The 24,677-nt window shown below is 74.5% G+C and carries 24 protein-coding genes; 8 read left to right on the top strand and 16 right to left on the bottom strand.

Going from position 1 to position 24,677, the window contains the following annotated elements:
* The first annotated feature begins 183 nt into the window (after positions 1-183).
* Positions 184-1,452: a tyrosine--tRNA ligase gene (gene tyrS, locus HCK00_RS11545; protein ID WP_168101761.1), complete on the top strand. Its 1,269-nt coding sequence runs from the start codon at positions 184-186 to the stop codon at positions 1,450-1,452.
* Between the two features lie 101 nt (positions 1,453-1,553).
* Here the strand turns inward: tyrS and HCK00_RS11540 are convergent, their stop codons facing one another.
* Positions 1,554-2,072, bottom strand: coding sequence for an ATP-binding protein (locus HCK00_RS11540; RefSeq protein WP_168101760.1), 519 nt, complete (start codon positions 2,070-2,072; stop codon positions 1,554-1,556).
* Between the two features lie 180 nt (positions 2,073-2,252).
* Here HCK00_RS11540 and HCK00_RS11535 point away from each other — a divergent pair, with 180 nt between their 5' ends.
* The 3 genes from HCK00_RS11535 (at position 2,253) to HCK00_RS11525 (ending at position 3,617) form a co-directional block, all read left to right on the top strand.
* Positions 2,253-3,167 carry a helix-turn-helix domain-containing protein gene (locus tag HCK00_RS11535; protein WP_168101759.1) on the top strand — a complete coding sequence of 305 codons (915 nt, stop codon included), beginning with the start codon at positions 2,253-2,255 and terminating at the stop codon, positions 3,165-3,167.
* Entirely contained in the window at positions 3,164-3,355 is a 192-nt protein-coding gene (locus tag HCK00_RS11530; protein ID WP_168101758.1) for a DUF397 domain-containing protein, read from the top strand. The genes HCK00_RS11535 and HCK00_RS11530 overlap by 4 nt, the downstream gene beginning before the upstream one ends.
* Positions 3,356-3,422: 67 nt before the next feature.
* The gene (locus HCK00_RS11525) at positions 3,423-3,617 is read left to right on the top strand and encodes a DUF397 domain-containing protein (protein ID WP_168101757.1); all 195 of its coding nucleotides are present in this window, start codon (positions 3,423-3,425) and stop codon (positions 3,615-3,617) included.
* Between the two features lie 109 nt (positions 3,618-3,726).
* On the opposite strand, the gene HCK00_RS11520 is transcribed toward HCK00_RS11525, so the two are convergent.
* Entirely contained in the window at positions 3,727-4,740 is a 1,014-nt protein-coding gene (locus HCK00_RS11520) for a LacI family DNA-binding transcriptional regulator (protein ID WP_168101756.1), read from the bottom strand.
* Between the two features lie 430 nt (positions 4,741-5,170).
* Here HCK00_RS11520 and HCK00_RS11515 point away from each other — a divergent pair, with 430 nt between their 5' ends.
* Positions 5,171-6,136 (top strand): glycoside hydrolase family 6 protein, encoded by a 966-nt coding sequence (locus HCK00_RS11515; RefSeq protein WP_168101755.1) that lies wholly within the window; start codon positions 5,171-5,173, stop codon positions 6,134-6,136.
* A 195-nt stretch (positions 6,137-6,331) separates the two neighbouring features.
* On the opposite strand, the gene HCK00_RS11510 is transcribed toward HCK00_RS11515, so the two are convergent.
* Positions 6,332-6,766, bottom strand: coding sequence for a MarR family winged helix-turn-helix transcriptional regulator (locus HCK00_RS11510; protein ID WP_168101754.1), 435 nt, complete (start codon positions 6,764-6,766; stop codon positions 6,332-6,334).
* A 108-nt stretch (positions 6,767-6,874) separates the two neighbouring features.
* Between HCK00_RS11510 and HCK00_RS11505 the strand changes: the two genes are divergently transcribed.
* On the top strand, positions 6,875-7,792 hold the full coding sequence (locus tag HCK00_RS11505) for an alpha/beta hydrolase (RefSeq protein ID WP_168101753.1): 918 nt from the start codon (positions 6,875-6,877) through the stop codon (positions 7,790-7,792).
* Between the two features lie 69 nt (positions 7,793-7,861).
* Here the strand turns inward: HCK00_RS11505 and HCK00_RS11500 are convergent, their stop codons facing one another.
* A complete protein-coding gene (locus tag HCK00_RS11500) occupies positions 7,862-8,254 on the bottom strand; it encodes a winged helix-turn-helix transcriptional regulator (protein WP_168101752.1) in 393 nt (130 codons plus the stop codon).
* Positions 8,255-8,365: 111 nt separating this feature from the next.
* On the opposite strand from HCK00_RS11500, the gene HCK00_RS11495 reads away from it, so the two are divergent.
* Positions 8,366-8,740: a VOC family protein gene (locus HCK00_RS11495; protein WP_168101751.1), complete on the top strand. Its 375-nt coding sequence runs from the start codon at positions 8,366-8,368 to the stop codon at positions 8,738-8,740.
* 160 nt (positions 8,741-8,900) lie between these two features.
* A complete protein-coding gene (locus HCK00_RS11490; protein ID WP_168101750.1) occupies positions 8,901-9,527 on the top strand; it encodes a YdcF family protein in 627 nt (208 codons plus the stop codon).
* Between the two features lie 220 nt (positions 9,528-9,747).
* Here HCK00_RS11490 and HCK00_RS11485 read toward each other — a convergent pair whose 3' ends face one another.
* The 12 genes from HCK00_RS11485 to HCK00_RS11430 form a co-directional block, all read right to left on the bottom strand.
* On the bottom strand, positions 9,748-10,782 hold the full coding sequence (locus HCK00_RS11485; protein ID WP_168101749.1) for a 3-oxoacyl-ACP synthase III family protein: 1,035 nt from the start codon (positions 10,780-10,782) through the stop codon (positions 9,748-9,750).
* A gap of 132 nt (positions 10,783-10,914) precedes the next feature.
* The gene (locus HCK00_RS11480; protein ID WP_168101748.1) at positions 10,915-12,090 is read right to left on the bottom strand and encodes a hydroxymethylglutaryl-CoA synthase; all 1,176 of its coding nucleotides are present in this window, start codon (positions 12,088-12,090) and stop codon (positions 10,915-10,917) included.
* A complete protein-coding gene (locus HCK00_RS11475; RefSeq protein WP_168101747.1) occupies positions 12,080-13,156 on the bottom strand; it encodes a hydroxymethylglutaryl-coenzyme A reductase family protein in 1,077 nt (358 codons plus the stop codon). Before HCK00_RS11475 ends, HCK00_RS11480 begins: the two co-directional genes overlap by 11 nt.
* Positions 13,153-14,334 (bottom strand): type 2 isopentenyl-diphosphate Delta-isomerase, encoded by a 1,182-nt coding sequence (gene fni / locus HCK00_RS11470; protein ID WP_168101746.1) that lies wholly within the window; start codon positions 14,332-14,334, stop codon positions 13,153-13,155. Before fni ends, HCK00_RS11475 begins: the two co-directional genes overlap by 4 nt.
* A complete protein-coding gene (locus HCK00_RS11465; RefSeq protein WP_168101745.1) occupies positions 14,331-15,746 on the bottom strand; it encodes a phosphomevalonate kinase in 1,416 nt (471 codons plus the stop codon). Before HCK00_RS11465 ends, fni begins: the two co-directional genes overlap by 4 nt.
* A complete protein-coding gene (gene mvaD / locus HCK00_RS11460; RefSeq protein ID WP_168101744.1) occupies positions 15,746-16,747 on the bottom strand; it encodes a diphosphomevalonate decarboxylase in 1,002 nt (333 codons plus the stop codon). Before mvaD ends, HCK00_RS11465 begins: the two co-directional genes overlap by 1 nt.
* The gene (gene mvk / locus HCK00_RS11455; protein WP_168101743.1) at positions 16,734-17,756 is read right to left on the bottom strand and encodes a mevalonate kinase; all 1,023 of its coding nucleotides are present in this window, start codon (positions 17,754-17,756) and stop codon (positions 16,734-16,736) included. The genes mvaD and mvk overlap by 14 nt, the downstream gene beginning before the upstream one ends.
* 360 nt (positions 17,757-18,116) lie before the next feature.
* On the bottom strand, positions 18,117-19,511 hold the full coding sequence (locus HCK00_RS11450) for a protoporphyrinogen/coproporphyrinogen oxidase (protein ID WP_168101742.1): 1,395 nt from the start codon (positions 19,509-19,511) through the stop codon (positions 18,117-18,119).
* Entirely contained in the window at positions 19,508-21,022 is a 1,515-nt protein-coding gene (locus HCK00_RS11445; protein ID WP_168101741.1) for a protoporphyrinogen/coproporphyrinogen oxidase, read from the bottom strand. The genes HCK00_RS11450 and HCK00_RS11445 overlap by 4 nt, the downstream gene beginning before the upstream one ends.
* The gene (locus HCK00_RS11440; RefSeq protein ID WP_168101740.1) at positions 21,019-22,053 is read right to left on the bottom strand and encodes a terpene synthase family protein; all 1,035 of its coding nucleotides are present in this window, start codon (positions 22,051-22,053) and stop codon (positions 21,019-21,021) included. Before HCK00_RS11440 ends, HCK00_RS11445 begins: the two co-directional genes overlap by 4 nt.
* Before the next feature lie 166 nt (positions 22,054-22,219).
* Positions 22,220-23,290: a polyprenyl synthetase family protein gene (locus HCK00_RS11435; protein WP_168101739.1), complete on the bottom strand. Its 1,071-nt coding sequence runs from the start codon at positions 23,288-23,290 to the stop codon at positions 22,220-22,222.
* A complete protein-coding gene (locus HCK00_RS11430; protein ID WP_168101738.1) occupies positions 23,287-24,501 on the bottom strand; it encodes a polyprenyl synthetase family protein in 1,215 nt (404 codons plus the stop codon). The genes HCK00_RS11435 and HCK00_RS11430 overlap by 4 nt, the downstream gene beginning before the upstream one ends.
* Positions 24,502-24,677 lie beyond the last annotated feature (176 nt).

Genomic DNA, 24,677 nt, shown 5'->3' with positions numbered 1-24,677 from the left:
CGAGCGCGCGGATCACGGGGCCACCGGGCAGGGGCTCCGGCCGGCCCGGGCCCGCCGACGGAGCTCGTCAGCGCCGGGCCCGCCTTTCCTCGCACATCCGCTGACCAGCGGAAACACGGGCGAACGGGCGCGGCACTACACTGGCCGCCTCAGCGAACACATCAACCGAGGAGACACGGGATCGTGACGGCCATCGTCGACGAGTTCCGGTGGCGCGGGCTCATCGCCCAGTCCACCGACGAGGACGCATTGCGCAAGGCTCTCGCGAACGGCCCCGTCACCTTCTATTGCGGCTTCGACCCGACCGCGCCCAGTCTGCACGTCGGGCACCTGGTGCAGGTCCTCACCGTCCGCCGGCTCCAGCAGGCCGGGCACCGGCCGCTGGCGCTCGTGGGCGGCGCGACCGGCCACATCGGCGACCCCCGGCCGACCGCCGAGCGCACCCTGAACGACCCGGAGACCATCGCGGGGTGGGTCGGCCGGCTGCGCGGGCAGATCGAGCCGTTCCTCTCCTTCGAGGGCGACAACGCGGCCATCATGGTCAACAACATGGACTGGACCGCGGGCCTGACCGTGATCGAGTTCCTGCGGGACATCGGCAAGCACTTCCGCGTGAACAAGATGCTCACCAAGGACTCGGTCGCCCAGCGCCTCGCCTCCGACCAGGGCATCAGCTACACGGAGTTCAGCTACCAGCTCCTCCAGGCCATGGACTTCCGCGAGCTGTACCGGCGCTACGGCTGCACGCTCCAGACCGGTGGCAGCGACCAGTGGGGCAACCTCACCGCCGGCCTGGACCTGATCCACCGCCTGGAGCCGGGGGCCGAGGTGCACGCGCTCGCCACCCCGCTGATGACGAAGGCGGACGGCACCAAGTTCGGCAAGACGGAGACCGGCGCGCTCTGGCTCGACCCGGAGATGACCACCCCGTACGCCTTCTACCAGTTCTGGCTGAACACCGACGACCGCGACGTCACCCGCTACGCGCGCATCCTCTCCTTCCGCTCCCGCGAGGAGCTGGAGGAGCTGGAGCGGATGACCGAGGAGCGGCCGCAGGCCCGCGCCGCGCAGCGCGCCCTCGCCGAGGAGCTGACCACGCTGGTGCACGGCGCCGGCCAGTGCGCCGCCGTGATCGCCGCGTCGAAGGCGCTCTTCGGGCAGGGCGAGCTCGCCGCGCTCGACGAGGCGACGCTGGCGGCCGCCGTCGCCGAGCTGCCCCACGTCACGGTGGGCGAACTCGGCCTGGTCACCGACCTGTTCGCGGAGGTCGGCCTGGTGGCGAGCAAGTCGGCCGCCCGCCGCACCGTGAAGGAGGGCGGCGCCTACGTGAACAACGCGAAGGTGACCGCCGAGGACGCGGTGGTCACCCCCGGTGAACTGCTCCACGGCCGCTGGCTGGTGCTGCGCAGGGGCAAGAAGAACCTGGCGGCCGTCGAGGTCACCGGGGCCTGAGACACCCGGACGCCCCCGGGGGCCGGAGCGCGCCGCTCCCGCCCCCGGGGGCGTCCCTGTGCCGTTCACCGGCCCCGGGGCGCGCACCGTCCCCGTGCCGCTCACCGTCCCGGGGCGCGCCTCGGGCCCGGGACCGTGAGCAGCGCGCGGACCGTCTTGCCACCGGGTGGGTGGGGGACGGTCTCCCAGTGGTCGGCCAGGGCGGCGACCAGCAGCAGCCCGCGCCCGCCGTCGCGCGGCCCGTCCGGCCCGCCCGAGCCGCCCGGACAGCCGGGCCCGCCCGGACAGCCGGGCCCGTCCGGCTCGTCCTCCGCCGGGACGAGGCGGGGGAGCCGGTCCCCGCGCGCATCGGTGACCTCGACGCGCAGACGCCCGGCCGCCGCCTCGTAGGTGAGCGTGAGCCGGAAGCCGCGGCCCGGCAGGAGGCCGTGGAGGGCGGCGTTCCCCGCGAGTTCCGCGACCACCAGTTCGGCACGCTCCGTAAGGTTCTCCGGGACGCCCCACGTTCGGAGCTGGTTCACGCCGAGCAGCCGCGCCAGCCGCGCGCCGCGCCGCGTCGCCGAGAGCAGCTGGGTAAACGTGCAGGCGGGGGAGTCCACTTGGGACGTCGCGTGGTTCATGACGCCAGCGTGACGGCCGGGACGGCCCACGTGCGAGCGCGGCACTCCGTACGCGGAGTGCGTGTACGGGCACAGAGGGTGGACGGTACGCACTTGTTTCCGTCACGCTGAGTGCCGTATGCCGAGTGCGGCGGCCGGAACGGGCCGTCGCGGTGGCGCGGTACGGAGAGAGGGCGGCGCATGGAGATCGTCGGTGGGGACGCGGCGGCGGAGGCCGAGTGCGACGGCGGGGGCGTCGGCACGCGGCCGGAACCGGGGAGCGGGACGGCGGGGGAGTGGGAACGCGAGCCGCATCCGTCGGACAGTCTGCGCACGTTCGGCGCGGTCGTCCAGGCGTTGCGCGAACACGCGGGGCTCAGCCGGGTGGAGCTGAGCACGCGGGTGCAGTACTCCAGGCACACCGTGGAGTCGGTGGAGCTGGGGCGGCGGATGCCGGACGAGGCGTTCGTCGAACGCGCCGAGGAGGCGCTCGGCAACACCGGCGCGCTGCGGAAGGCGGCCCGTCACCTCACCCGGGGCGAGGTGGGCCTCGCCGCCTGGTTCCGGCGCTGGGCACGGCTGGAACGGGACGCGGTGAGCCTGTGCACGTACGAGTGCCGGCTGGTACCGGGGCTGCTGCAATCGGAGGCGTACGCCCGGGCGGTGATCGAGGGCACGATCCCGCTGCGGACCGACGAGGAGCTGGAAGCCCAGTTCGTCGCCCGGATGGAACGACAGGCGACGATGCGGGAACGGCCGACGGTGCCGTTCAGCTTCATCGTCGAGGAGCACGTGTTCCGGCGGCGGTTCGGTGACGCGGAGGCGACGCGCGAACTGATCGACCACGTCCTCGAGCGCACGGCTCCTCGCAACGTGACGCTTCAGGTGGTGCCACTGGAAAGCGGGCTGCACGCCTGCCTGGACGGGCCATTGCAAGTGCTGGAGACGCTGGAGGGGCGGAGGCTCGGTTACTCCGAGGGGCAGCAGAACGGGCGGCTGATCTCCGACCGGAAAGAGGTGAGTCTGCTCTGCCGGCGCTATGACACACTGCGCTCGCAGGCCCTGGGCCCTACGGAGTCCAGGGACCTTCTGGAGCGACTGCGAGGAGTGTCATGAGCGCTGCTATGCCGGATCTCGTGTGGTTCAAGTCAAGTTTCAGCGGCAGTCAGGGTGACAGCTGTGTGGAGGTCGCGATCACCGGACAGGCCGTCCACGTCCGCGATTCCAAGGATGTGAGTGTCCCGGCCTTCGCGGTCGGCCGCGAAGGCTGGGACCGGTTCCTGCGGTTCGCCTCGGAGCACTGAGGTTGCGTCGACCGACTTGAAATCGGCCGGAGTCCAGGGGCCTTCCGGAGCGACTGCGAGGAGTGTCATGAGCGCTGATATGCCGGGTCTCGTGTGGTTCAAGTCCAGTTACAGCGGCAGCGAGGGCGATGACTGCGTCGAGGTCGCCGTCGTCGAGCAAGGCGTCTACGTGCGGGATTCCAAGGACGTGAGCCGACCTGCTGTCGGGGTTGGCCGACCTGGCTGGGGCCAGTTCGTGCGGTTCGCGGCCTCCGGGCGCTGAGGCCTCGTCGGGGTGCCGTCCGCACGGCGGGCGGCGCCACCGCGCCTGACGGCCGCCCAGGAGGCGAGCCGGGCGGGCGGGTGCCCGTCGCCCCGTGGCCGTCCGGCCGTCAGGCGCTGGCGCGGACGACCAGCCGGGTGGGCAGGAGCAGCGGGGTGGGGGTCTGCCCGCCGATCAGGGCGGTGAGCATGCGCGCCATCTCCCGCCCGAGGGCCTGTATGGGCTGGTGCACGGTGGTGAGCGGCGGGTCGGAGACCCCGGCGGGGGCCAGGTCGTCGAAGCCGACCACGGCGACGTCCCCGGGGACCCTCCGGCCGGCTCCGCGCAAGGTGCGCAGCGCCCCCACCGCCATGTTGTCGTTGGCGGCGAACACCGCGTCCAGGTCAGGGTGTTCCGCCAGCAGGGTGCTCATGGCGGCGGCGCCGCCGGTCTCGGTGAAGTCCCCCTCGCGGGGCGGGAGCGGTTCGAGACCGGCGGCCAGCAGGGCGTCGCGGTAGCCGCGGTACCGGGCGCGGCCCACTTCGGTGTCGAGCCGCCCGCAGAGCGCGGCCACGCGCCGGCGGCCGAGCGAGACGAGATACTCGACCGCCTCGCGCGCCCCGCCGGCGTTGTCGACGTCCACGTACCAGCGGGGCGCCGGGCCGACGGGGCGCCCGCCGAACACGACGGGCATCGGCGCCTCCTCGGCCATCCGGGCCAGCGGGTCGTCCTCGCGCAGCGCCATCAGCATCACGCCGTCGGCGCCCTGGGACCGCAGGAGTTCCGCCACCCGCTTGCGGCCCCGGTCGGAGGCGGCCAGACAGAGCATCAGATGCAGGTCCGCCTCGTCCAGGGCGGCCGACGCCCCGACGATCACCTGGGCGAAGAACGGGTCGGCGAAGATCGACGGGTCCTCGCCCGAGATCACCAGGGCCGCCACCCCCTTCTGCCGGGTGGCCAGCGCCCGGGCGGACGGGTTGGGCACGTAGCCGAGGTGCCGCACGGCCCGTTCGACCGCCTCGCGCTTGGCCCGGCTGACGTGCGGGGCGTTGTTCAGGGCCCGCGAGGCCACGGAGCGGGACACGCCGGCGAGCCCGGCCACCTCGTCGAGCGTCGGCTGCCGGCGCGGAGCGTCCTCGGTCATCGGCTGGATCCTCTCGCGGTCGGCCGGACGGCCGCCCGGCCTCGTCACCCTCGTCGCCCTCGTCATCCTCGCTCATCCGGCCGCCCGGCCCGGCGGAGGGGAGCCGGACAGGGGCGGCCGACGAAACTGGGACCGCTTCCAGTCTTACCCCCGCCACCTCCGGCCACCTTGCCGATCCCTGACACCGGACCCTTGACAGGGGAAACAGAACGGCACAACCATACCGGTCACATGCCGGGGAACAGCGCTGGAAACGCTTCCAGTTGGGAGCGCTTCCAGTCTCCGCCGTCTCCTCGCGCACGGCGTCCCCGCCGGGAGTGCCCGTTCACCGGGTGGGGCCGCCGGACCACCGCGCTCCGCCAGCCTCCAGCGCGCCGCACGCCCGGGACGAGGGCGGGCGGCGCATCCCCCACGAAACCGAGGTACCGACATGCGCCGCAGTCTCCGCACCCTGGCAACCGCGCTGTTGACCCTGCCGCTCGCGCTCGCCCTCGCCCCGCCCGCCCACGCGGCCGACCCGACCACCATGACCAACGGGTTCTACGTGGACCCCAACTCCAGCGCCAAGCAGTGGACCGCCGCCAACCCGGGCGACGGCCGGGCCTCCGCGATCAACTCCTCGATAGCCAACACCCCGACGGCCCGCTGGTTCGGTTCCTGGAGCGGCAACATCTCCTCCGCCGCCGGGGGGTACGCGAGCGCCGCGGACAGCCAGGACAAGCTGCCGATCATGGTCGCCTACAACGTGTACAACCGCGACTACTGCGGCGGGCACTCCGCCGGTGGGGCCTCCTCGCCGTCCGCCTATCAGAGCTGGGTCTCCCAGTTCGCCGGTGGCATCGGCCAGCGCCCGGCCGTCGTCATCCTGGAGCCGGACTCCCTCGGCGACTACGGGTGCATGAACCAGGCGCAGATCAACGAGCGCCAGTCCATGCTCAGCGGCGCCGTCTCCGAGTTCGGCCGCCAGGCCCCCAACACCTGGGTCTACATGGACGCCGGCAACCCGGGCTGGGCCGACGCGGCGACCATGGCCCGCCGGCTGCACGACGCCGGGCTCCGGCAGGCCCGCGGCTTCTCGCTGAACGTCTCCAACTACTACACCACCTCCCAGAACACCGCCTACGGCAACGCCGTCAACAACGAGCTGGCGTCCCGCTACGGCTACACCAAGCCGTTCGTCGTCGACACCAGCCGCAACGGCAACGGCGCGAGCGGCGAGTGGTGCAACCCTGGCGGCCGGCGCATCGGTACGCCCACCCAGCAGGGCGGCGGCGCCGAGATGCTGCTGTGGATCAAGGTGCCGGGTGAGTCCGACGGCAACTGCGGCGTCGGGTCCGGCTCCTCGGCCGGTCAGTTCCTGCCCGAGGTGGCCTACAAGATGATCTACGGCTACTGACGCCCCGCCTCACACCTCCGCCTCACACCCCCAACCTCACAGCCCCGCTCCCTCGGGACCCCGTGGCCCGGCCGCTCCCCGCCTCGCGGCCGGGCCACGGGTGCGCCGTCCCGCCGGTGCCGGACGCCCGTTGTCGTCGCGGCCGGAAAGGCGCGACGCGGGCGCCCGGCCGGGGCGGCGCGCCGAACGGACGGGTCAGTCGCGGTCCCGGTCCTGCGCGGGCGGGGTGAGCATCGCCGTGAGGATGCGGAGCAGTTCGGCGCGGTCCCGGGGGGTGACCCGCGCCAGCCTGCGGTCGTACTCCGCCGCGAGGGCCGCCAGGGCCCGATCGCGCGCCCGGGTGCCCTCGGGGGTCAGGACGAGCCGATGGCGCCGCAGGTCGGTCTCGTCGATCTCGCGGCGGATGAAGCCCTTGGCGACGAGGTTGCGGACATAGACGGTCACGCTCGCCTTGGGCAGCAGCAGCGCCGTCGCGATCCGCGCCGGGTACGGCGAGGCCTCCACCTCGGCCAGGACGAAGAACTCCTTGGTCTCCAGCCCGCACCCGGCCAGCTCCTGTGCGCAGGCGTCCATCACGGCACCCAGCAGCCGCTGGTTCAGCGTCCACAGCCGTGCCCCGTCGACGGGCATGCGGGATCCTCCTTCAAGTGCTACCGTTTCGTACTAGTTCCAAGCTGTACTAATAGCTGTGCCGTACTGCGCAGCCACGGAACGACGACCTCACGAAGGGTGCCACACGTGCCTCAGCACTTCAGGATCCCGCGCGGTCCCGTCGAACTCGACGCCCACCTCCACCTGCCCGACGCCACCACCGGCAGTGCCGCGCCCCTGCGCGCGGTGGTGCTGTCGACCCCCGGCAGCAGCGTGAAGGAGCAGATCGGCGCCACCTACGCCGCCCGCCTCGCCGCCCGCGGCATCGCGGCGCTCGTCTTCGACCCCGCCCACCAGGGCCGGAGCGGAGGAGAGCCCCGCGACCTCGAAGACCCGTACCGCCGCGGCGAGGACATCTCCTACGCCCTGGACGCGCTCACCACGATCCCCGGGATCGACCCGCGGCGCATCGGCGTCCTCGGCATCTGCGCCGGTGGCGGGTACGCCGTGCACACCGCCCGCACCGACCACCGCATCAAGGCGGTCGGCACGGTCGTCCCGGGCAACATGGGCACCTCGTTCCGCGGCTTCCCGCCCGGCGGCCCGGCCGCCGCGCTCGACGCCCTCGCCGCCGCACGTCTCGAAGAGGCCCGCTCCGGCGAGATGACCCGGGTGAACTGGCTGCCCGACACCCCGGAGGACGCCGTGGCGGCCGGCCTGACCGACATCGACACCACCCAGGCCGTCAGGTACTACCGCACCGAACGCGGCCGCAACGCGTACTCCACCAACCGCCGCCTCGCGCGCGGTGACTCCCTCCTGCTGGGCTACGACGCGTTCCACCTGGTCGAGGAACTCCTGACCCAGCCGTTGCAGATCGTCCTCGCCGGGCGCACCGGCAACACCGGCCAGTACGAGGCCGGCATGGAGCTGTGGAAGAGGGCCCCCAACCCCGTCGACCTGATGGTGATCGACGGCGCGGGCCACTACGAGATGTACGACGAGCCCGAGTACGTCGACGCCGCCGTGGAACGCCTCGCCGGGTTCTACGGGAAGCATCTCTGAGGGGGCGGTTCGTGGTTCCTTCGCCACGGACCCGGCCATGACCGGTCCGGCTGTTCCCGTTCGGCCGCGTCACATCGCACGGGCCGAGTCGAACCGGCGCCGAGCCTCCTCGATGTGGTCCAGATAGGTGCGGGTCCAGGCGCACATGCCGTTGATCGTGGCGCGCAGTGCCTGGCCGGCTTCGGTGAGGCGGTACTCGACCCGTGGCGGCACCACCGGATGAACGGTCCTGTCGACCAGCCCGTCCCGTTCGAGGTGCCGCAGCGTCTGAGACAGCATCTTGTGGCTGATGCCCCCGACCTGCCTCTGCAACTCGGTGAACCGCAGGGTGCGGTCGGCCAGGACGTTGATGAGCAGCAACGCCCATTTGTTGGCCACGCCCGCGAAGACCTCACGGGCCAGCGAGTCGGCGCGGGTGAGATCCGTGTCGGCCGGATCACGGGCGGGGTGCTTGGTCACCACGAGGTGCCCCTCTCACCGAAAAGTGCGTTCTTCCAGCTCAGAGCATACTCTCCTACGGTTAGTCCGTATCCGCTGGAGACTGAACAGCCTGAACGGACCCCTGGAGCAACGATGATCCTCAAGACGTACGCCCGCCTCTGGGCCGACGACCTGAGCACGACCCTCCCCCTGCTGGAGCGCCTGACGGGAACGCGTCCGGACCTGCGCTTCGCCTTCGACGAGATCGAGCTCGCCGCCATCGGTGACTTCCTGGTCATCGCCGGACCCGCCGGGGAACGCGCCCGGTATGCCCACGCCACGGCCACGGTGATCGTCTCCGACCTGGACCAGGCGCGCGCGGCGCTGGACGAGGCGGGCGCCGAGATCACGACGGAGGAGGCCACCAGCGCAACCGGCCGCTTCCTCTACGCCCGTCACCGGGGCGGGGTGGAGGCCGAGTACGTCGAATGGAAGCCGGAGGTGCGGCGTCAGGTACTCGGCGCGTAGGTGTGTCGGCCGGCTCCTCCGGAGAGGAATCAGCGGATGCCGTCAGAGACTCACGAGCCGCCCACGGAGATATCCCTGAGGCATCGCTGAGCCATCTCCGAGGCGTCTCCGGGGCATCCGGACCGGCGGGCCCGCACGGTCACGGCGGTAGGGTCACCGCATGCGACGCGGGACGGGGCCGGTGGTGGCCGGGGCGGTGGTGGTGGCGTCCGCCCTGGCCTGGAGCGAGTGGCTGAACTGGCGCTGGTCCCGGACCCTGGTGGGGACGGGCGCGGGCGCCGGTGAGGCCGTGGTCGTGCTGGGATACCGCAACCCGCGGCCGGCGGTGAACGCCGTCAACCGCTGGCGGGTACGCGCCGGGATCCGCTCCCTCGCCGCCGGGGGCGGCCGGGAGACCTGCCTGATCCTCAGCGGCGGCACGACCGGCGACGGCGCCACGGAAGCCGAGCTGATGGCCGGTTACGCGAGGTCCGTGCTCGGCTTCGACGGCACGGTGCTGCTCGAAGACCGGTCCACGACGACCTGGGAGAACATCACGAACGTGATCCCGCTGCTGGAGGACGCCGGCCGCATCAAGATCGTCTCCCAGCCGGCGCACGCCCTCAAGGCCCGGGCGTACCTGCGACGGCAACGCCCCGACCTCGCCGAGCGGCTCGTGCGGGCGGACGACTACCGCCCGGGCGAATGGCTCGCCGCCAAACCGCTGCTGGCGCTCTACGGCCTCTGGAAACTCCGCGTCCTGACGGCCGGGGAGCGCGGGGCCCCGGCGCGGGCGGAGGCTCGGTAGCGGCCGGCCGGCCCGGATCGCGGAGAGCGCCGGTGAGACGTCCGCGAACAGCGGCCGGAGCATCTGCCGCCGCAACGCCGTGAGAAGGGCCCGGGTCTCCGGGACCGGTCTCGCCGGTGGGCCGGCGGCGGCGCTTGCCGCGCGCGGAGGGTGGTGCGGAATCGGCGGGGGCGCCCGGACCGGTGGTGTGGGTCGTGCCGGGCCGGGCGCCCCGGGGGTGTCAGGCGCCCGGCGGGCGTGGGTCCCACTCCAGGAGGGCCAGCCCGGCGGACATCCCGCCGCCGAAGCCGGCGAGGAGGACGCGATCGCCGGGGGCGAGGCGGTGCGCCGCGTGGTCGAGGGTGATCGGCACCGACGCCGCGCCCGTGTTGCCGTACTCCCGTACCGTCACATGCGTACGGTCCGGGGCGAAGCCCAGCGAGGCCGCCAGGTCGTCGATCATCCGGCCGTTGGCCTGGTGGGGCACGAAGTGGACGGGGGACGTCCCGTCGGGCTCCGCGCCGTCGGTGTGCTCCCGGAGGAAGTCGCGGATCATGGGCCCGACGTTGTCCTGGACGAAGGCGCGCACCGCCCTGCCGTCCATCGTGAAGTAGTGCAGGCCCTCCGCGAGGGAGGCGGCCGAGGCCGGGATCCGGGAGCCGCCCGCGGGGACGCGGATGAGGTCGCGGTGGTCGGGGAAGGTCGCGAGCCGGGTGGCGAGCACGCCCTGGCCCCGGGTGGGGCCCAGCACGACCGCCCCCGCGCCGTCGCCGAAGAGGACCGCCGTGCGGCGGTCGGTGGGATCGAGCGTGCGGGAGTAGATGTCGGCGCCGACGACCAGCGCGTGCCCGGTGGTGCCCCGCAGCATCCGCTCCGCGCTGACCAGCGCGAAGACGAAACCGCTGCACACGGCGTTCACGTCGTAGGCCGGCGTGCCGGGCCGGACGCCGATCTCGAAGGCGACGGAGGTGGCGGTGGGGGGCTGCGGCGAGTCCGGCGTGGAGGTGGCCACGATGACCAGCGAGATCTCCTCGGCGCCGATACCGGCGTCGGCCAGGGCGGAGCGGGCGGCCGCCGCGGCGAGGTCGGAGGTGGCCTCGTCGGGCTTGGCCCGGCGGCGCGCGTGGATGCCGGTGCGATCGGCGATCCACGCGTGGCCCACCCCGGCCGGCTCTCCCACCTCCTCGTTGGTGACCACGTCGCCGGGGAGGCAGGAACCGGTGCCGAGGACGCCGACGGCGCCCCGCGCGGGAACGGCTGCTGAACGGAAGGTCATGTCGACTTGTCTCCTGTCGCGCCGAGTGGGGGCGGCTGTGGATGACCCGGTCGCGCCGCCCCGCCGCGGCGCCGGGCCGCGGGACCGAGGGGCGTGAACGCCGGGAGGGGACGGACGCGGGTGCGGGGACGCTCAGGCCGCCTCGTAGATGCGCTGGTGGTCGCGGACCGCCGTGAGACGGAAGGGCCCCTGGGTGCGGTGCGGCAGCTCGTGCCATCCGCCGTCGGTGGGCAGCGACCGCTCCCTCAGCGAGCGGTAGGTGGCGTAGTCGATGACCTGCCGGTCCTCCACCGCCCGCCGGTGCGCCTCCTGGCGCAGGTGGGCCCGGTAGCCGGGGCGGACCCGGGCGGCGAGGAACTCCGCGACGCTCCCGGAGCCGTAGCTGAACAGGCCGACGGTCCGCCCGTCCAGGTCGTCGCGGTTCTCCAGCAGCGCGGTGAGGGCCAGGTACACCGAGGCGGTGTAGCTGTTGCCGACCGTCTCGTTGTAGCTGGTGGTGGGGGCCACGTCCCGGTGGAGCGCCTCCTCGTCCAGGTGCGCCCCGGCGGTCTCCAGCAGCTGCCGGTGCGCCTTGAACGCCATGCGGGTGTACGGCTGGTGGTAGCAGAAGCCGCGGAAGTCGGTCAGGGGCAGCCCGCCCTGGGACCGGTAGTCGCGCCAGGCGCCCTCGACGGCGTCGAGGTAGGCCGCGACCGACTCCTTGCCGTTGACCAGCGGGGTGGCCCGGTAGTTGGGGCGCCAGAAGTCCATCACGTCGGCGGTGAACAGGCCCGAGGGGCCGGTGAGTTCCAGCAGCGCGGGGTCGGCCGTGACGAGCATCGCCGCCGCCGCGGCCCCCTGGGTGGCCTCCCCGGGGCTGTCCAGGTCGTACTGGGAGACGTCGCTCGCGATGACGAGCACCCGCTGCCGGGGGTCCCGGTGCACCAGTCCCGCCGCGAACTGGAGGCCGGCGGTGGCGCCGTAGCAGGCCTGCTTGACCTCCACCACGCGCGTGTTCGACGCCAGCCCCAGCAGGGAGTGGACGTAGACACCCGCCGCCTTGGACTGGTCGACGGAGCTCTCGGTGGCGAGGACCACGGTGGTCACGTCGTCCGGGCCGTGCCGCTCGATCAGGGGGAGGGCGGCGGCCGCGGCCATGGTGACGATGTCCTCGTCCTCGGTGGGGACGCTCATCGCGCGCTGCCCGAGGCCCTTGTGGTACTTCGCCACGTCGCTGCCGTTGTACCGGGCGAGTTCGGCATGGGGCAGGACGAGACTGGTGGTGCGGAGGGAGAGGTCGTGGACGCCGATGGCGAGGTCAGTGGACATGGGAGTCTCCTGTCGCGCGTTCGAGTCGGGTGTGCGCCTTCATCAGTTCGCCGGGGTTGGTCTGGGCGGCCAGCAGGGACAGCTCGCCGCACAGGACGGTGGCCGCGGCGAGGGCGGCGAGCCGGCGGGCGTTCTCCCCGGCGGGGCGGTCCTCGCGGCAGCCCAGCCGGGTGAGGTTGTCCTCCACGAAGCCCAGGCCCTTGCCGTTGCCCACGGTGCCGAGGATCAGATTGGGCAGGGTGCAGGAGAAGTACAGGTCGCCGTCGCGGTCCTGGACGTACGTCACGCCCTGGGAGCCCTCGACGATGTTGGCGGCGTCCTGCCCGGTGGCCAGGTAGAAGGCGAGCAGCATGTTCGCGTAGTGCGCGTTCGCCGAGCGGATGCCGCCGGCCAGCAGGGTGCCGACCAGGTTCTTGTTCGTGTTGAGCGCCGTCACCCGGGCCGCCGTGGTGCGCAGGCGCTCGGCCACGATGTCGCGGGGGATGAGGATCTCCGCGACGACGTTCTTGCCCCGGCCGAGGATGCCGTTGATCGCGGTGGCCTTCTTGTCGGTGCAGTAGTTGGCGGAGATCGAGCCGTAGCGGATGCCGTCCACCGTGGCCAGCAGGTGGGCGAGGAGCGCGTCGGAGGCGAGCGTGGCCATGTTGTGGCCCGAGGCGTCCCCGGTGGCGAACTCGAAGCGGATGAACAGCAGTGGGCCGGTGATCTCCTGACGGATCCCCAGCAGCCGTGCGAAGCGGCTGCTGCGGGCGGTGACCTCCCGCAGCCGGGGCAGCTGTTCCTCGACGGCCAGGGAGGCGGCGTGGGCGCCCGCCGCGTCGTCGGCCTCCACCAGCACCGAGCGCGTCATGCGCTCGTCGACGAGCGTGGTGCGGATGCCCTCGTCCACCAGGCGGGAGATCTTCGCCCCGCGGCCGACCGACGGCCACAGCGGTGACTCGTAGGTGGCCAGGGGGACCTCGGTCTCGGCCGTGGTGACGTTGCCCGTGACGCGCAGGGGGCCCACCCAGCGCAGGGGGACGCCCGCGGCGGTGACCTCGGTGGACGGTTCGGCCGTGATGGTCATGACGTGATTCCTTTCGCGGTGTTCCCGGCGTGCGCGGTGTTTCCGTTGCGCGCGGTGGCCCAGCCGTTTTCGGGGGCCCGCCCCGTGGCCCGCTCCGTGGCGAGGCGCGTGGCCCCTTCCGTGGCCCCGGCGAGGCCGCGGTCGAGGCAGAAGGCGCGCAGTTCGCCGGTGAGCTGCACGTCGCAGTCGGCGAGTTCGCCCGGGCTGTGCGCGCCGAGCAGGGTCATCAGGGCCGCGAGGTGGTCCAGCCAGGTGGTGATCTGCTCCACCAGGGCCTCCACGCCCCCGTCGAGCAGGGTGGTGAGGAACGGGCCGGAGGCGCCGGCCGCCCGCGCGCCCAGGGCCAGCGACCTGGCCACGTCCAGCGGGTCGCGGATGCCGCCGGAGGCGAGCAGCGGCAGACCGGCGTCCCGGGCGTCGAGCAGCGCTGCCGGGGTGGACAGGCCCCAGCCCTCCAGGTAGGCGTAGTCGGGCCGGTCGCGGCGGCCGTTTTCGATCCGGGCGAAGTCCGTGCCGCCGCTGCCGGCCACGTCCGCGGCGTGGACACCGAGCGAGGCGAGTTCCCGCACCGTCCGGCCGCTCAGGCCGAAGCCGACCTCCTTGACGATCACCGGTACCCCGACGGCCGCGACGATCTTCTCGATGGCCCCGGCCCAGTGCCCGAAGGAACGGTCCCCCTCGGGCATGACGGTCTCCTGAACGGTGTTCAGGTGGATCTGCAGCGCGTCCGCCTCCAGCAGCTCCACCGCCCGGCACGCCTGGTCGGGCGTGGCGTCGGTGTTGATGTTGGCCAGGACGAAACCGCCGGGGTTCTCCCGGCGGACCGGGGTGAAGGTGGGGGCCGTGGACGGGTCCTTGAGATAGGGGCTCATGGACCCGGTGGCGATGGGCAGCCCCGTCTCGTGGGCGGCGATCGCCAGGTCGCGGTTGATCTCGCCGGTGCGCGGGCTGCCGCCCGTCATGGCGTTGATGTAGAGCGGGCGCCGCCAGCGCATCCCGGCGAAGCCGGTCTCCAGCGAGACCTTCTCGCGGTCGGTGCCGGCCAGGGCGTGGTGCACGAAACGCACCTCGTCGAACTGGCTGGGCCGGCGCGGCGGTCCGGCGTCCCGTCCCTCGCCGGCCGCGGTGTGCTGGGAATGGGCGAGCCGTACGTGGTCGTCCTTCCGGTGTGCGCTCATCGGATCCGTCCTCGCGGGGTTGGGGAGGGGAGACCGGCCTGTGGCCCGGTACCGGCGGGGTGCGCTTCCGCGCGGGGGGCGGAGCGGGCTGAGCCGGCGGAGGGGGCTGAGCGGGCTGAGAGGGCGGGGCGGGCTGAGCCGGCGGCCGGGGCGGAAGGACCGGCCGGGGCCGGGGCCGTGGCCGCGCCCGCGCCCGCGGCCACGGCGAGCGGCAGGGGCGTGATGCCGGCCTCGCGCCACCGCCGGTGCAGGGGCGCGGCGGACGCGGCCGAACCGTCCCCCGGCAGCAGGGCGATCCCGCAGTCACCGCCGCCCGCGCCGGAGGGCTTGGCCGCCGCGCCGCACGCCTCCGCCACCTCGCACAGGCGGCGCAGGGGCTCGGTGACGACGCCCTGCGCGGCCTCCCCGTCCAGGCGGTCCAGCAGGCGCCGGGCGGTGCGGACGGACGCCAGGAGGTCCGCCGGCCGGTCGTCCTCCAGGGCGCGGACCATGCGCGTCACGCAGTCCTCGCTGTCGTCGAGGAAGCGGCCGCGGGCGTCGCTGTGCCACCACGGCCCGGCGGTCAGCCCCGCGACCAGGTCCGGGGTGGAGGCCGGGCTGCCGCTCCAGCCCACGTGCAGGGTGACGCCGGACGGCGGGGGCAGCGGCCGGACCGCGAAGCCCGGCCAGGGCGCGGCGAGCGTCGCCGCGACCCCGTCCCGGCGCACACCGGCCAGCAGCGCCCGGCGGTCGGGGGCGCGGTACGCCACCCAGCCGCCGCAGGCCGCGGCCGCGAGATCGGCACCGGAGGGCCCCGCGTTCACCCGGACGCCGGCCAGCAGCGCGACGCGCAGGCACTCCCGGTCCGGCAGCGGCGTCCCGTGGTACTCCGCCAGCGCCCGGACCGTCGCGACGGTGACGGCGGCGCTCGACCCCAGCCCGGTCTTGACGCCGCCGTCGTGCAGGTCGCTGCGGATCGTGAGCCGGACGGCGGCGGGCCCGAGGGGACGCCGCCCGACCGGCGCCGCCTCGGCCAGCGCCTCGACCGTCTCCACGGCGGACACCACATGCGCCAGCACCGCCGGCACCGCGGCCGTGGCCGGGAAGCCCTGACCCGGCAGGACCCGCAGCCCCTCCGGGGTCCGGCGCAGCCCCACCTCGTGGCCGACCAGGTCGGAGTCGACGATCACGTCGGCGGTTCCGGGGCCCGGGGAGGCCGGGGCGTCCCCGCAGGGCGCGGAGCCGGCGGTTTCCGCGGGGCTTCCGGGGTGCGCGGGGTGATCGGTGCGCACGGTCCCGTCGGCGTCCCCGGCGGTGACGGTGACATACCGGTCCACCGCCACCACCACCGCGGGCCGCCCCGGTTCGAGGACCGCGTACTCCCCGGCGACCAGCAGCTTGCCCGGCGCCCGGCGGGTGACCCGGCGCGCCATCAGGCGTCCTCCGTCCGCAGCCGGGCCCCGGGCCCGCCGCCCGCCACGACCACCCGGGCGCCGGTAACCTCACCCATCCGGGCGGCGACGGTCTTCGCGTCGGCCGCGTCGCAGATCACCTTGACGTTGGGGCCGGCGTCCATCGTCGCCCAGGCGCCCAGCCCGTCCGCGCGCAGCCGGCGGACCTGGGTGAGGGCGGCGTCGGAGGCCGCGGTCCGGTACCGGACGGGTGGGCTCGCCGTTTCCATCGTGGCGTGCATGCCGAGGGCGTTACGTTCGGCGGTCTCACCCACGGTGGTGATGTCACCCTCGCGCAGCGCCGCGCGCATGCGGCCGAGATCCTCCCGGCTCTTCCGCAGCCAGCCCGGGAACAGCGGTGAGGTGGCGACCGTGCGGCGCATGGCCTCCCTGCTGGACACGGACTTGGGACCGGCCTCCAGGATGACGGCGACCAGCGCCAGGTCGACGCGGGCGTCGGTCACCGCCTCGGCGTAGGAGGCGTGGTCCGGATCGGCGGCGCCGGGGTCGCCGGCGTGCCAGACGGCGAAGCCGCCGTGGACGGAGCGGGAGGCCGAGCCGGAGCCGCGGCGGGCCAGCCGGGAGAGCGACACGGGGTCGCGGGGGAGCCCGTAGGCGCGGGCCGCGGCCAGGGCCAGCGCGGCGAAACCGCCGGCGGACGAGGCGAGTCCGGCCCCCACCGGCACGGTGTTGCGGGTGTCCACCACGGCGGGGGCGCGGATCCCCGACCGCTCGCGCACCAGATCGAGGAAGTCCGTGATCCGGCGCCGCATCTCGCCGCGGGCCGGCACCCCGTCCATGATCACCCGGTCCTCCGGGGCGTCCGGGGCCTGCCGTACGGCGGTGGTGGTGGGGAAGGCGTCGAGGGTCAGGGACAGGCTGTCGGCGAGCGGGAGGATGAGACGCTCGTCGCGCTTCCCCCAGTACTTGACGAGGGCGATGTTGGGGTGGGCGACCGCCACCGCCGGTTCACAGTCCGTCATGGCCTGCTCCTTCCGTCAGCGCGGCCGTCCAGGTGCGGGCGCCGAACGCGCCGGCGAGGGCGGCGGCCACGGACTCCGCCTCCCGGGCGGTGGTGGTGAGGGCGATGACGCAGCCCCCCAGCCCGCCGCCGCTCATCTTGGCGCCGAGGGCACCCGCGCCGACCGCGGCCCGGGCCAGGGCGTCGGTACGCTCCGTGGTCAGCCCCAGGCCGGCGAGGAGTTCGTGGCAGTCCGTCAGCCGCTCACCGAGCCGGGGGAGGCGGCCCGCCGCCAGATCGGCGAGCGCGGCGCGTGTCAGGGTGCCCGACCGCTCGACGAACCGGTCGCGGGCGGCGGGGTCGCGGGTGAAGGCGTCCCGCAGCATGCCCACCGCCTGCCTGGTGCCGCTGCCCCGGCCGCTGTCGGCCACGACGACGTGACAGCCGGTGCCCACCGGCGGGGTGACGCAGGTTCCGCCCGCCAGCAGCACCGGGTGGTCGCTGCCGGTCGTCCAGGCGTCGATCCCGCTGGCCAGCCCGTGCGCCGACCGCTCGGACACCTGCACCAGCTCGTAGATCTCCGCCGGGCCCAGACCGGTGGCGAAGAGCCCGTCCAGGGCGCGGACGAGGGCCCGGGCGTGCGCCGCGCTGGACCCCAGCCCGCGGGACGGGGGGATCCGGCTGTCCAGGCGGATGTCCAGCGCCGGGCGGCCGTCGAGCCCGGCCCGCCGGGCGAAGGCGTCCAGCAGCGGTTCGAACTCCTCGGGCAGCTCCTGCCAGGTCTGCTCGGCCGGATCGGGCGAGGGGCCGGGAGCGGGCGCGGGAGGGGCGGGGTGGCGCGTGCCGCCGGCCGGGGAGCCGGAGGGCGGCGCGTGGCGGACGGTGGCCCGGCAGCCGAGCGCGGGGAGGGGGAGCGCCAGCGCGGGGGCCCCGTAGACGACCGCGTGCTCGCCCAGCAGGATGGCCTTGCCGTGGGCTTCCCCCGTCGCGGTGGATCGCTCCTCGGTCACGAGGGCGCGGTGCGTGGACATGGAGTGCGGTTCCCTTCTGCGGTCGTGGCCTTCCTGGGGTGGTGCCGGAGCGGCCTTTCCGTGACGCGGCGGCCTGCCGTGGTGGGGCGGCGGCGATCGCCGTCCGGCCGTCCGGACTTCCAGCCTTGCCTGGGCGCGGGGCTCTTTCCAGTCGCCCACCGCCGTCGTCCCGCCGGGACCGCCCCCTCGTCCCGCCGGGACCGCACGGCTGTCCCGACGGGACCGCGCCGGTGTCCCGCGGGGACCGCACCGCCGTCCCGCCGGAACCGCGCGGCCGTGACGGCGGTCCCGGCGGGACGGTGGCCCCGGCGCGTCCGGACCGGACGGGGCGCGGCCCCCGGGCCGGACGCGCCCGCCGGGTCAGACGCGGCCCGCGGCGACCGCTCCGCCGGTCACCACCTCGCGCACCCGGCGGGCCGCGCGCTCACCGGTGACGAGGCTGGAGTTGGTCGCGCTGAAGCCGAGGTAGTCGCCGGCGAGCTGGATGCGGGAGCGGGGGTCCAGACCCTGGTTGAAGGCGCGCAACCGCGCGTAGTCCCCGGGCTTGCGCAGGATGACCGCGTTCTTCCAGCGCTGGACGTACGCCATGTCCTGGTGGGCCTCGATGTGCCGGGCCATCTCCGGCCAGGCCTGCCGGTGGATCTCGTGGGTGAGGGCCTCGACCGTGTCGTCGTCGTCGTCCCAGTGCGCCATCGCCCAGGGGTAGCGGTAGTAGCTGGTCAGCAGGGCGTGGCCCTGCGGGGCGCGGCCGGGGGCGAAGTTGTGGTTGAAGGTGATGACCCCCAGGTCGGCGTGTTCCCGCTGCGGGAACAGGACGCAGGTGGCGGGCTCGCTCGGCACCCGGTCGACGCCGAAGTAGACGTGGATGTCCGGCACGTAGGGGACGTTCGCCAGGTAGTCCAGGGTGCTGGGGGCCAGCCCGGGGCAGAGCCCCGCGGCGACCGGCCCCGGCAGGGCGACGATCGCGGCGGCGGCCTCCTCGGTGTGCTCCGGCTCGCCCTCGCGCCGCCAGTGCACCCGGACGCCGTCCGAGGTCTCCTCGACCTGGGTGACCTCGGCGCGGGTCTCGACGTCCAGCCGGGCGGCGAGCGTGGTCGTGAGGGTGTCCACCCGGTCGTGGAAGTTGAACCACTCGGAGTTCACGGCGGGCATGGAGAACAGGAAGTTGACCACCGACAGGTCGGGGGGCGAGTTGAAGAACATCGCGCTCATGGGGTCCACCACGTAGTCGCGGAACTCCGTGTCCAGCCTGCGCTCGGCGTAGGCGGCGGCGGTCTCGGTGTCGAGCGTGGCCGCCTCGCCCATGTCGCTGTTCCAGCGCAGGCGCCCGGCGTACTTCCGCAGGTCCGCCTGGAGCCGGACCATCGCCGGCACCGAGGACCAGGGCAGCAGGCCGGAGCGCTTGAGGTCGGTCGGCCGGTTCGCCCGCAGGCGGTGGACGCGGCCGTCGCGGCGGATGCCGACGAGGTTGTTGGTGCGCAGGGTGGTGTCCTCGATGTCCAGGTCCCGCACGAGGTCGCGCATCTGCGTGTAGTTCTCGATCAGCAGGATGGCGGCCAGGTCCATGTGGTAGCCCCGGCGCCGGACGGTGCGCATCCGGCCGCCCGCCCGGTCCTCCCGCTCCAGGACCCGCACCGGGTGCCCGGCCTGCTGGAGGCGGAAGGCCGCGGTCATGCCGGCGATGCCGGCGCCGACGACGATGACCGGTTCCTTGGACTCGCGTGCGGTGTGTGCCGGGTTCGGTGTGTGTGTCACGACGGCGTTCCTTTCGTCCGGGAGAGGGCGGGGACGCGGGCGGAGGGCCCGGCCTGCGCGGGTGCCGCGGCCTCCAGGCGTTCCCAGACCCGGCGGGCCGTCCGCGCCGCCGAGCAGATGCTGTGGTGGGTGCTGGACTGGGTGAAGTAGTCACCGCCGGCCAGGTGGACGCGCGAGCCGGCCGGCCAGGCCCGGCTGAGCCGGGCGAGTTCGCGGTAGTCCCCGGGGCGCCGGAAGACGACGCACTCGCCGGGGCGCATGACGTGCGTCATGACCGTGTGGTTCTCGGTCTCGGGCACCAGCCGCAGCGCCCGCAGCGCCGCGCGCGCGTGGTCGACGAGCCGATCCTCGGGCAGATCGCGGTGGCGGTCCGACCAGGAGCCGCGGAAGTGCGCCATGACCAGGCCCCGCCCCTCGGGCACCCGGCCCGGGGCGGTGTTGTGCGGGAGGATCACGCCGACCAGGGCCGGGTGCTCCGCCCGGGGCGCGTTCACCATCACGGCGCGCTCGGCCGTCGGGCGGTCCAGGCCGAAGGCCACGTGCACGCTGCCGGTGTACTCCACCTGCCGGAAGAACTCGGTGAACTCCCGTCCCATCTGGCCGTAGAGTTCCGGCGCCTGGGAGACGGGGACCGCCAGCACACAGGCGTCGGCCCGCTCGGTGCGCTCGCCGCCGTCACCGGGCCGCCAGGTGACCCGGACCCCGGAGGCGTCCTCCTCGACCTGGCGGACCCGGGCGTGGTACGTCACGGGCAGCTGGGCGGCGAGGAGACGCGGCAGGAGGCCGACGCCGCCGCGGAAGGTGAACAGCCCGCCCCCGCCCAGCAACGAGTTGAGCAGCATGAACGGCGCCACCGACGAGGTGCGTTCGACATCCTGGAGGGAGGCCAGCATGCACAGCGGATCGAGCAGGTGGTCGACCGTGCCGGGCCGCAGTCCGCGGCGGAGCGCGTAACCGGCCACGGACTCCCCGTCGTGGCGGGCCGCGGCGGACATGTCGTACCAGTCCAGCGAGCGCCGCACGCGCAGATGGTCCAGCATCAGCTTGGGCAGATCGGCCGGGAACGGCGCGAACCGCAGCAGCCCCGCCGCCATCCGCGGCAGGGACCCCACATGCAGATGGTGCACCCGGCGGTCCCGCATCAGGCCGATGAGGTCGGAGGAGGGCAGGAGGCGGTCGCCCACCCCGGCGAGCTCCGCCAGCCGCAGCATCGCGTGGTACCGGCGGGAGAGGAGGGAGGCCCCGGTGTCGATGAAGAAGCCGTCACGCCGCACCGACGCCATGCGGCCGCCCACCTCCTCCGGTCCGCCGCTCTCCAGGACCGTGACCCGGCAGCCGCGCCGCTGGAGGAGGAAGGCGCTGGTCAGGCCGGCGATGCCGGCGCCGGCCACGATGACGTGGGGGCGGCCGCCGGAAGCGGCGCGCTCCGCACCGGCCACGGCGGGCCCGGCGGCTGGGGTGCCGGGGGCGCCGAGGGCGTCAGGGCGTGTCGTGCGGGGGCCGCCGGTCATGCGGACACCTCCCCGCGCGGCTCTTCCCCGTCGTAGCGGTCGTAGCGGCCGTGCCGCAGGTACCACTCGACGTGGTTCTGGAAGCTCAGCAGCCCGTCGGCCCAGGCGCGGATGGCGCCCGCCTCGGCGGCGTTGTAGGGGGCGCCCGAGCCGGCGGGCCCGGTGACGTGGTCCAGCGCGCGCCGGAGCTGCCGCACCCGCTGCTCGATGCGGTCCATGGTCTCGGCGGCTGCGTCCTGGAGCGACTTGTGCTCCAGCCGGTGCAGCAGGATCACGAGGTTGTACGCGTCCGGCCGGTGCAGCTCCTTCGACACCGAGCACACGTCGTTGATCCAGGAGGCGATGTCGGCGGCGCAGCCGATCATCTCGGTGTACTCCGCGGTCCCGTAGAAGCGCGCCGGGAGGCGCACCGACTCCCCCTGCTCCACGAAGTCCAGCAGCGGCAGCACCGGGCCGGTGTCGCGGCGCAGCGCGATGTAGGAGTCCACGGCGGGGAGTTCACCGCGCGCCCGGTACCCGGACTCCACCACGAGGGAGGTGAAGTAGTCGTCCAGGTGCGCCAGCAGCTCGTGGAATTGCAGCGGCGCCATGACCAGCGCGGTCCGCTCCAGCAGATCGGCCAGGGAACGCTGGAGGGGATCGGCGGCCTCCGGCAGCGGCACGCGGCGCCGGGCGGCGTCCACCATGCGGCGCAGCGGCCCCGCGGCCTCCTCGGCGGCGGCGGTACCGGCGCCCGCGGCGCCGTCCTCGAAGTGGTCGTCGAGGTTGAAGTACCACATGGTCCACTGGGTGACGAGGACGCGGATACCGGTGTCCGCGTGCGGGTATCCGTGGCTGACCAGCTCACCCGCGCACAGGCGGCGCAGCGGGTGCCGGGGGTCGCCGGAGTCGATCAGGCCGAAGCGCAGGGCCCAGGCGGCACCGCCGGACTCCACGGCCTCGACGTCGTGCGGGTCCCGGACGGGAGCGGCGGGGAAGGGCCACCGGGGCAGGACGGTCTCCAGGACCGGATCAGCTATCGGGCTCTGCACGACTGCTCTCCTCTCTCCGCATCCGGCCGGCCGGGACGCTCGCGGCGCGGCGGGTGCGGGACGGACTGTCGGGGGTGTTCACGCGGGAGCCGGACGGCTCCCGCGTGTGGAAGGGGGACACGGGCCGTGCGTCCCGGGCCCGGCCGGGGCGGGCGGGCGCGGGGGGTCAGTGGTCACGGGCCGTCAGCCAGTGGGCGAGGTCCCGCAGCGGCCTGGTGCGGGAGGGGGGCAGCTCCAGGGCGCCGAGGTGGTCCAGCGCCTCCCGCAGATGCCGGCCCGCGAGTCCGGCGGTCCGCTCCCGGCCGCCCGCGCGTTCCACGAGCGCGGCGGCGTGGCGGAGGGTCCCGGGGTCGTCCAGGGACGGATCGCGGGCGTAGAGCTCGGCCAGCCGCGCCGCCTCCGGGCCGCCGGAGTCCAGGGCGGCGACCACGGGGAGGCTCTTCTTGCGCGCGTGGAGGTCCGCTCCGGCGGGCTTGCCGGTCCGTTCCGGGTCGCCCCAGATCCCGAGCAGGTCGTCCACGTGCTGGAAGGCCAGCCCCAGCGACCGCCCGAAAGCCTCCAGCCCCGCCGCCCGTTCCCCGTCCGCCCGGCCCGCCAGGGCGCCGAGCCGGCAGGCGGCCCCCATGAGCGCACCGGTCTTGCGCGCGGCCATGGTGGAGCATTCGGCGAGCGAGACCTCCGCCCGTTCCTCGAAGGCCATGTCCTCGAACTGGCCCCCGATGAACTGCTGTACGGCCTCGTTGAGCGCCGCGGTGGCCGGAGCGCCCAGGTCCTCCCGCTGGATCAGGGAGGCGGCCAGGGCCAGCATGGCGTCCCCGGCCAGCAGCGCCCCGGCGACCCCGAAGGCACGCCAGGCCGCGGGGCGGTTCCGGCGGGTCTCGTCCCGGTCGATGATGTCGTCGTGCAGCAGCGAGGAGTCGTGCGCGAGTTGCACCGCCGCCGCGCAGCCGGCGCCCGTACCGGGGGCGGCCCCGGCGGCGCGGGCGGAGAGCAGCACGAGCGCGGGGCGCACCGCTTTGCCCCAGCCGGCCGCGACGGGCCGGCCCCGCTCGTCCCACCAGCCCAGGTGGTAGCCGGCGACGGCGCGGGCGCGGGGGTGGAGGGAGAGCACGGCCTCCCGCAGGACCGGGTCGGTGACGTCCGTGGCGTGACGCAGCCACCGCGGGGCGCCGGCGTCACCGGGCGGCGCCGGAACGGTGTTCCGCCGCTCCGTGACGGTCGTGTCGGCTGTGGTCATCGGGCCGGTCCCTTCTCGGCGGGTGCGGCAGGCTCGGTGGGCCCGGCGGGTGGGGCGGCTCCGGGGGAGGCCCCGCCCGCGGAGAGCCACCGTTCGTGCCGGCCCAGCACATGGCGGAACAGGGCGGTCAGATCGTCCATCGCGGCCGGGTCCCCGCCCGCCCCCTCCAGCGCCCGCAGGGCCCGGCCGAGGTGGTGGCGTGCGTCGCGCTCGGCCCCCGCCCGGCCGCCGGCCTCCGCCACCAGGTCCGCGAGCTTCGCCAGTTCGCCCTCCCCGGGGACGGCGGCGGAGCCCAGGCGCGCGGCCAGCCGGGAACCCGCCCGGGTACCGGAGCGCAGCGCGACGATCACGGGGTAGGTCCGCTTGCCGCGGCGCAGGTCACCGTAGGCGTGCTTGCCACCGGTGGTGTCCCCCCAGAGATTCTCCAGGTCGTCCGCCATCTGCCAGGCGATCCCCAGGTCCCAGGCGGCGGAGCGGAGCGCGGACACGGCCGGCGCCGGGGCGCCCGCCAGGGCCGCGGCGACCTCGGCGCAGCCGCTGAGCAGACCGCTGGTCTTGGCGCAGGCCGCCAGGTAGTCGTCGGGGCCGGTCCGGGCCACGTCCCGGCCGTCCAGCTCCAGATCCGCGGCCTGTCCCCGGATGATGGTCTCCACCGCCGCCGCCAGCGCCCGGGTGGCGGCCGGCGCGGCCGCCCCGGGCACTTCTGCGGTGGTCCGCAGCGCCTCGTTGAGCAGCGCGTCACCGGCCAGGACGGCCGGGCCCGCCCCGAACACCACCCAGGCGGAGGGCCGCCCGCGGCGCAGCTCGTCGGCGTCCATCAGATCGTCGTGGAGCAGGGAGAAGTTGTGCACGAGCTCCGCGGCGACCGCGCCGGGCACCGCCTCGGCCGGGCCGGCGCCGAACGCCCGCGCGGTGAGCGTCACCAGCGTGGCGCGCAGCATCTTGCCGCCGGGGTCCCGGGCCGGTCTCCCGTCGGGCCCGCACCAGCCGAAGTGGTAGGAGCTGATCAGGGCGAGCCGGGGGTGGAGCCGGTCCACGGCCCGGCGCAGGGCGGGGAGTACCGCCTCCCGGCACTCGGCCAGGAGGTCCGGCACCGGGTCCGGGGTGTGGGCGGCCGGTCCGGGGGCGCCGGGGCCGGAGGTGTCCGTGCCGGGGGTGCCCGTGCCGGAGGTGTCCGTGCCGGGGGTGTTCAGGACGCGTGCGTCGCTCATGGGTGCTGTCTCACCCTTCCCACGGTGGTCGGGGGCGGCCGGGGATCGTGGCCGGTGGAGCCCGGATCCGCCGGCCCGCTCACGGCGGTGCCGCCGGCGCGCGGTGGTCTCTCGGCCGGTGCGCGGAGCGTCATGTGTGCGGCGAAGATGCGCGGTGCCGCGGTGCGCGGTGCGCG

The organism is Streptomyces zingiberis, from assembly GCF_012034935.1.
Taxonomy (GTDB): domain Bacteria; phylum Actinomycetota; class Actinomycetes; order Streptomycetales; family Streptomycetaceae; genus Streptomyces; species Streptomyces zingiberis.
The sequence above is the reverse complement of the archived record's forward strand: the minus strand, read 5'-3'. Positions and strand labels throughout refer to the sequence as shown.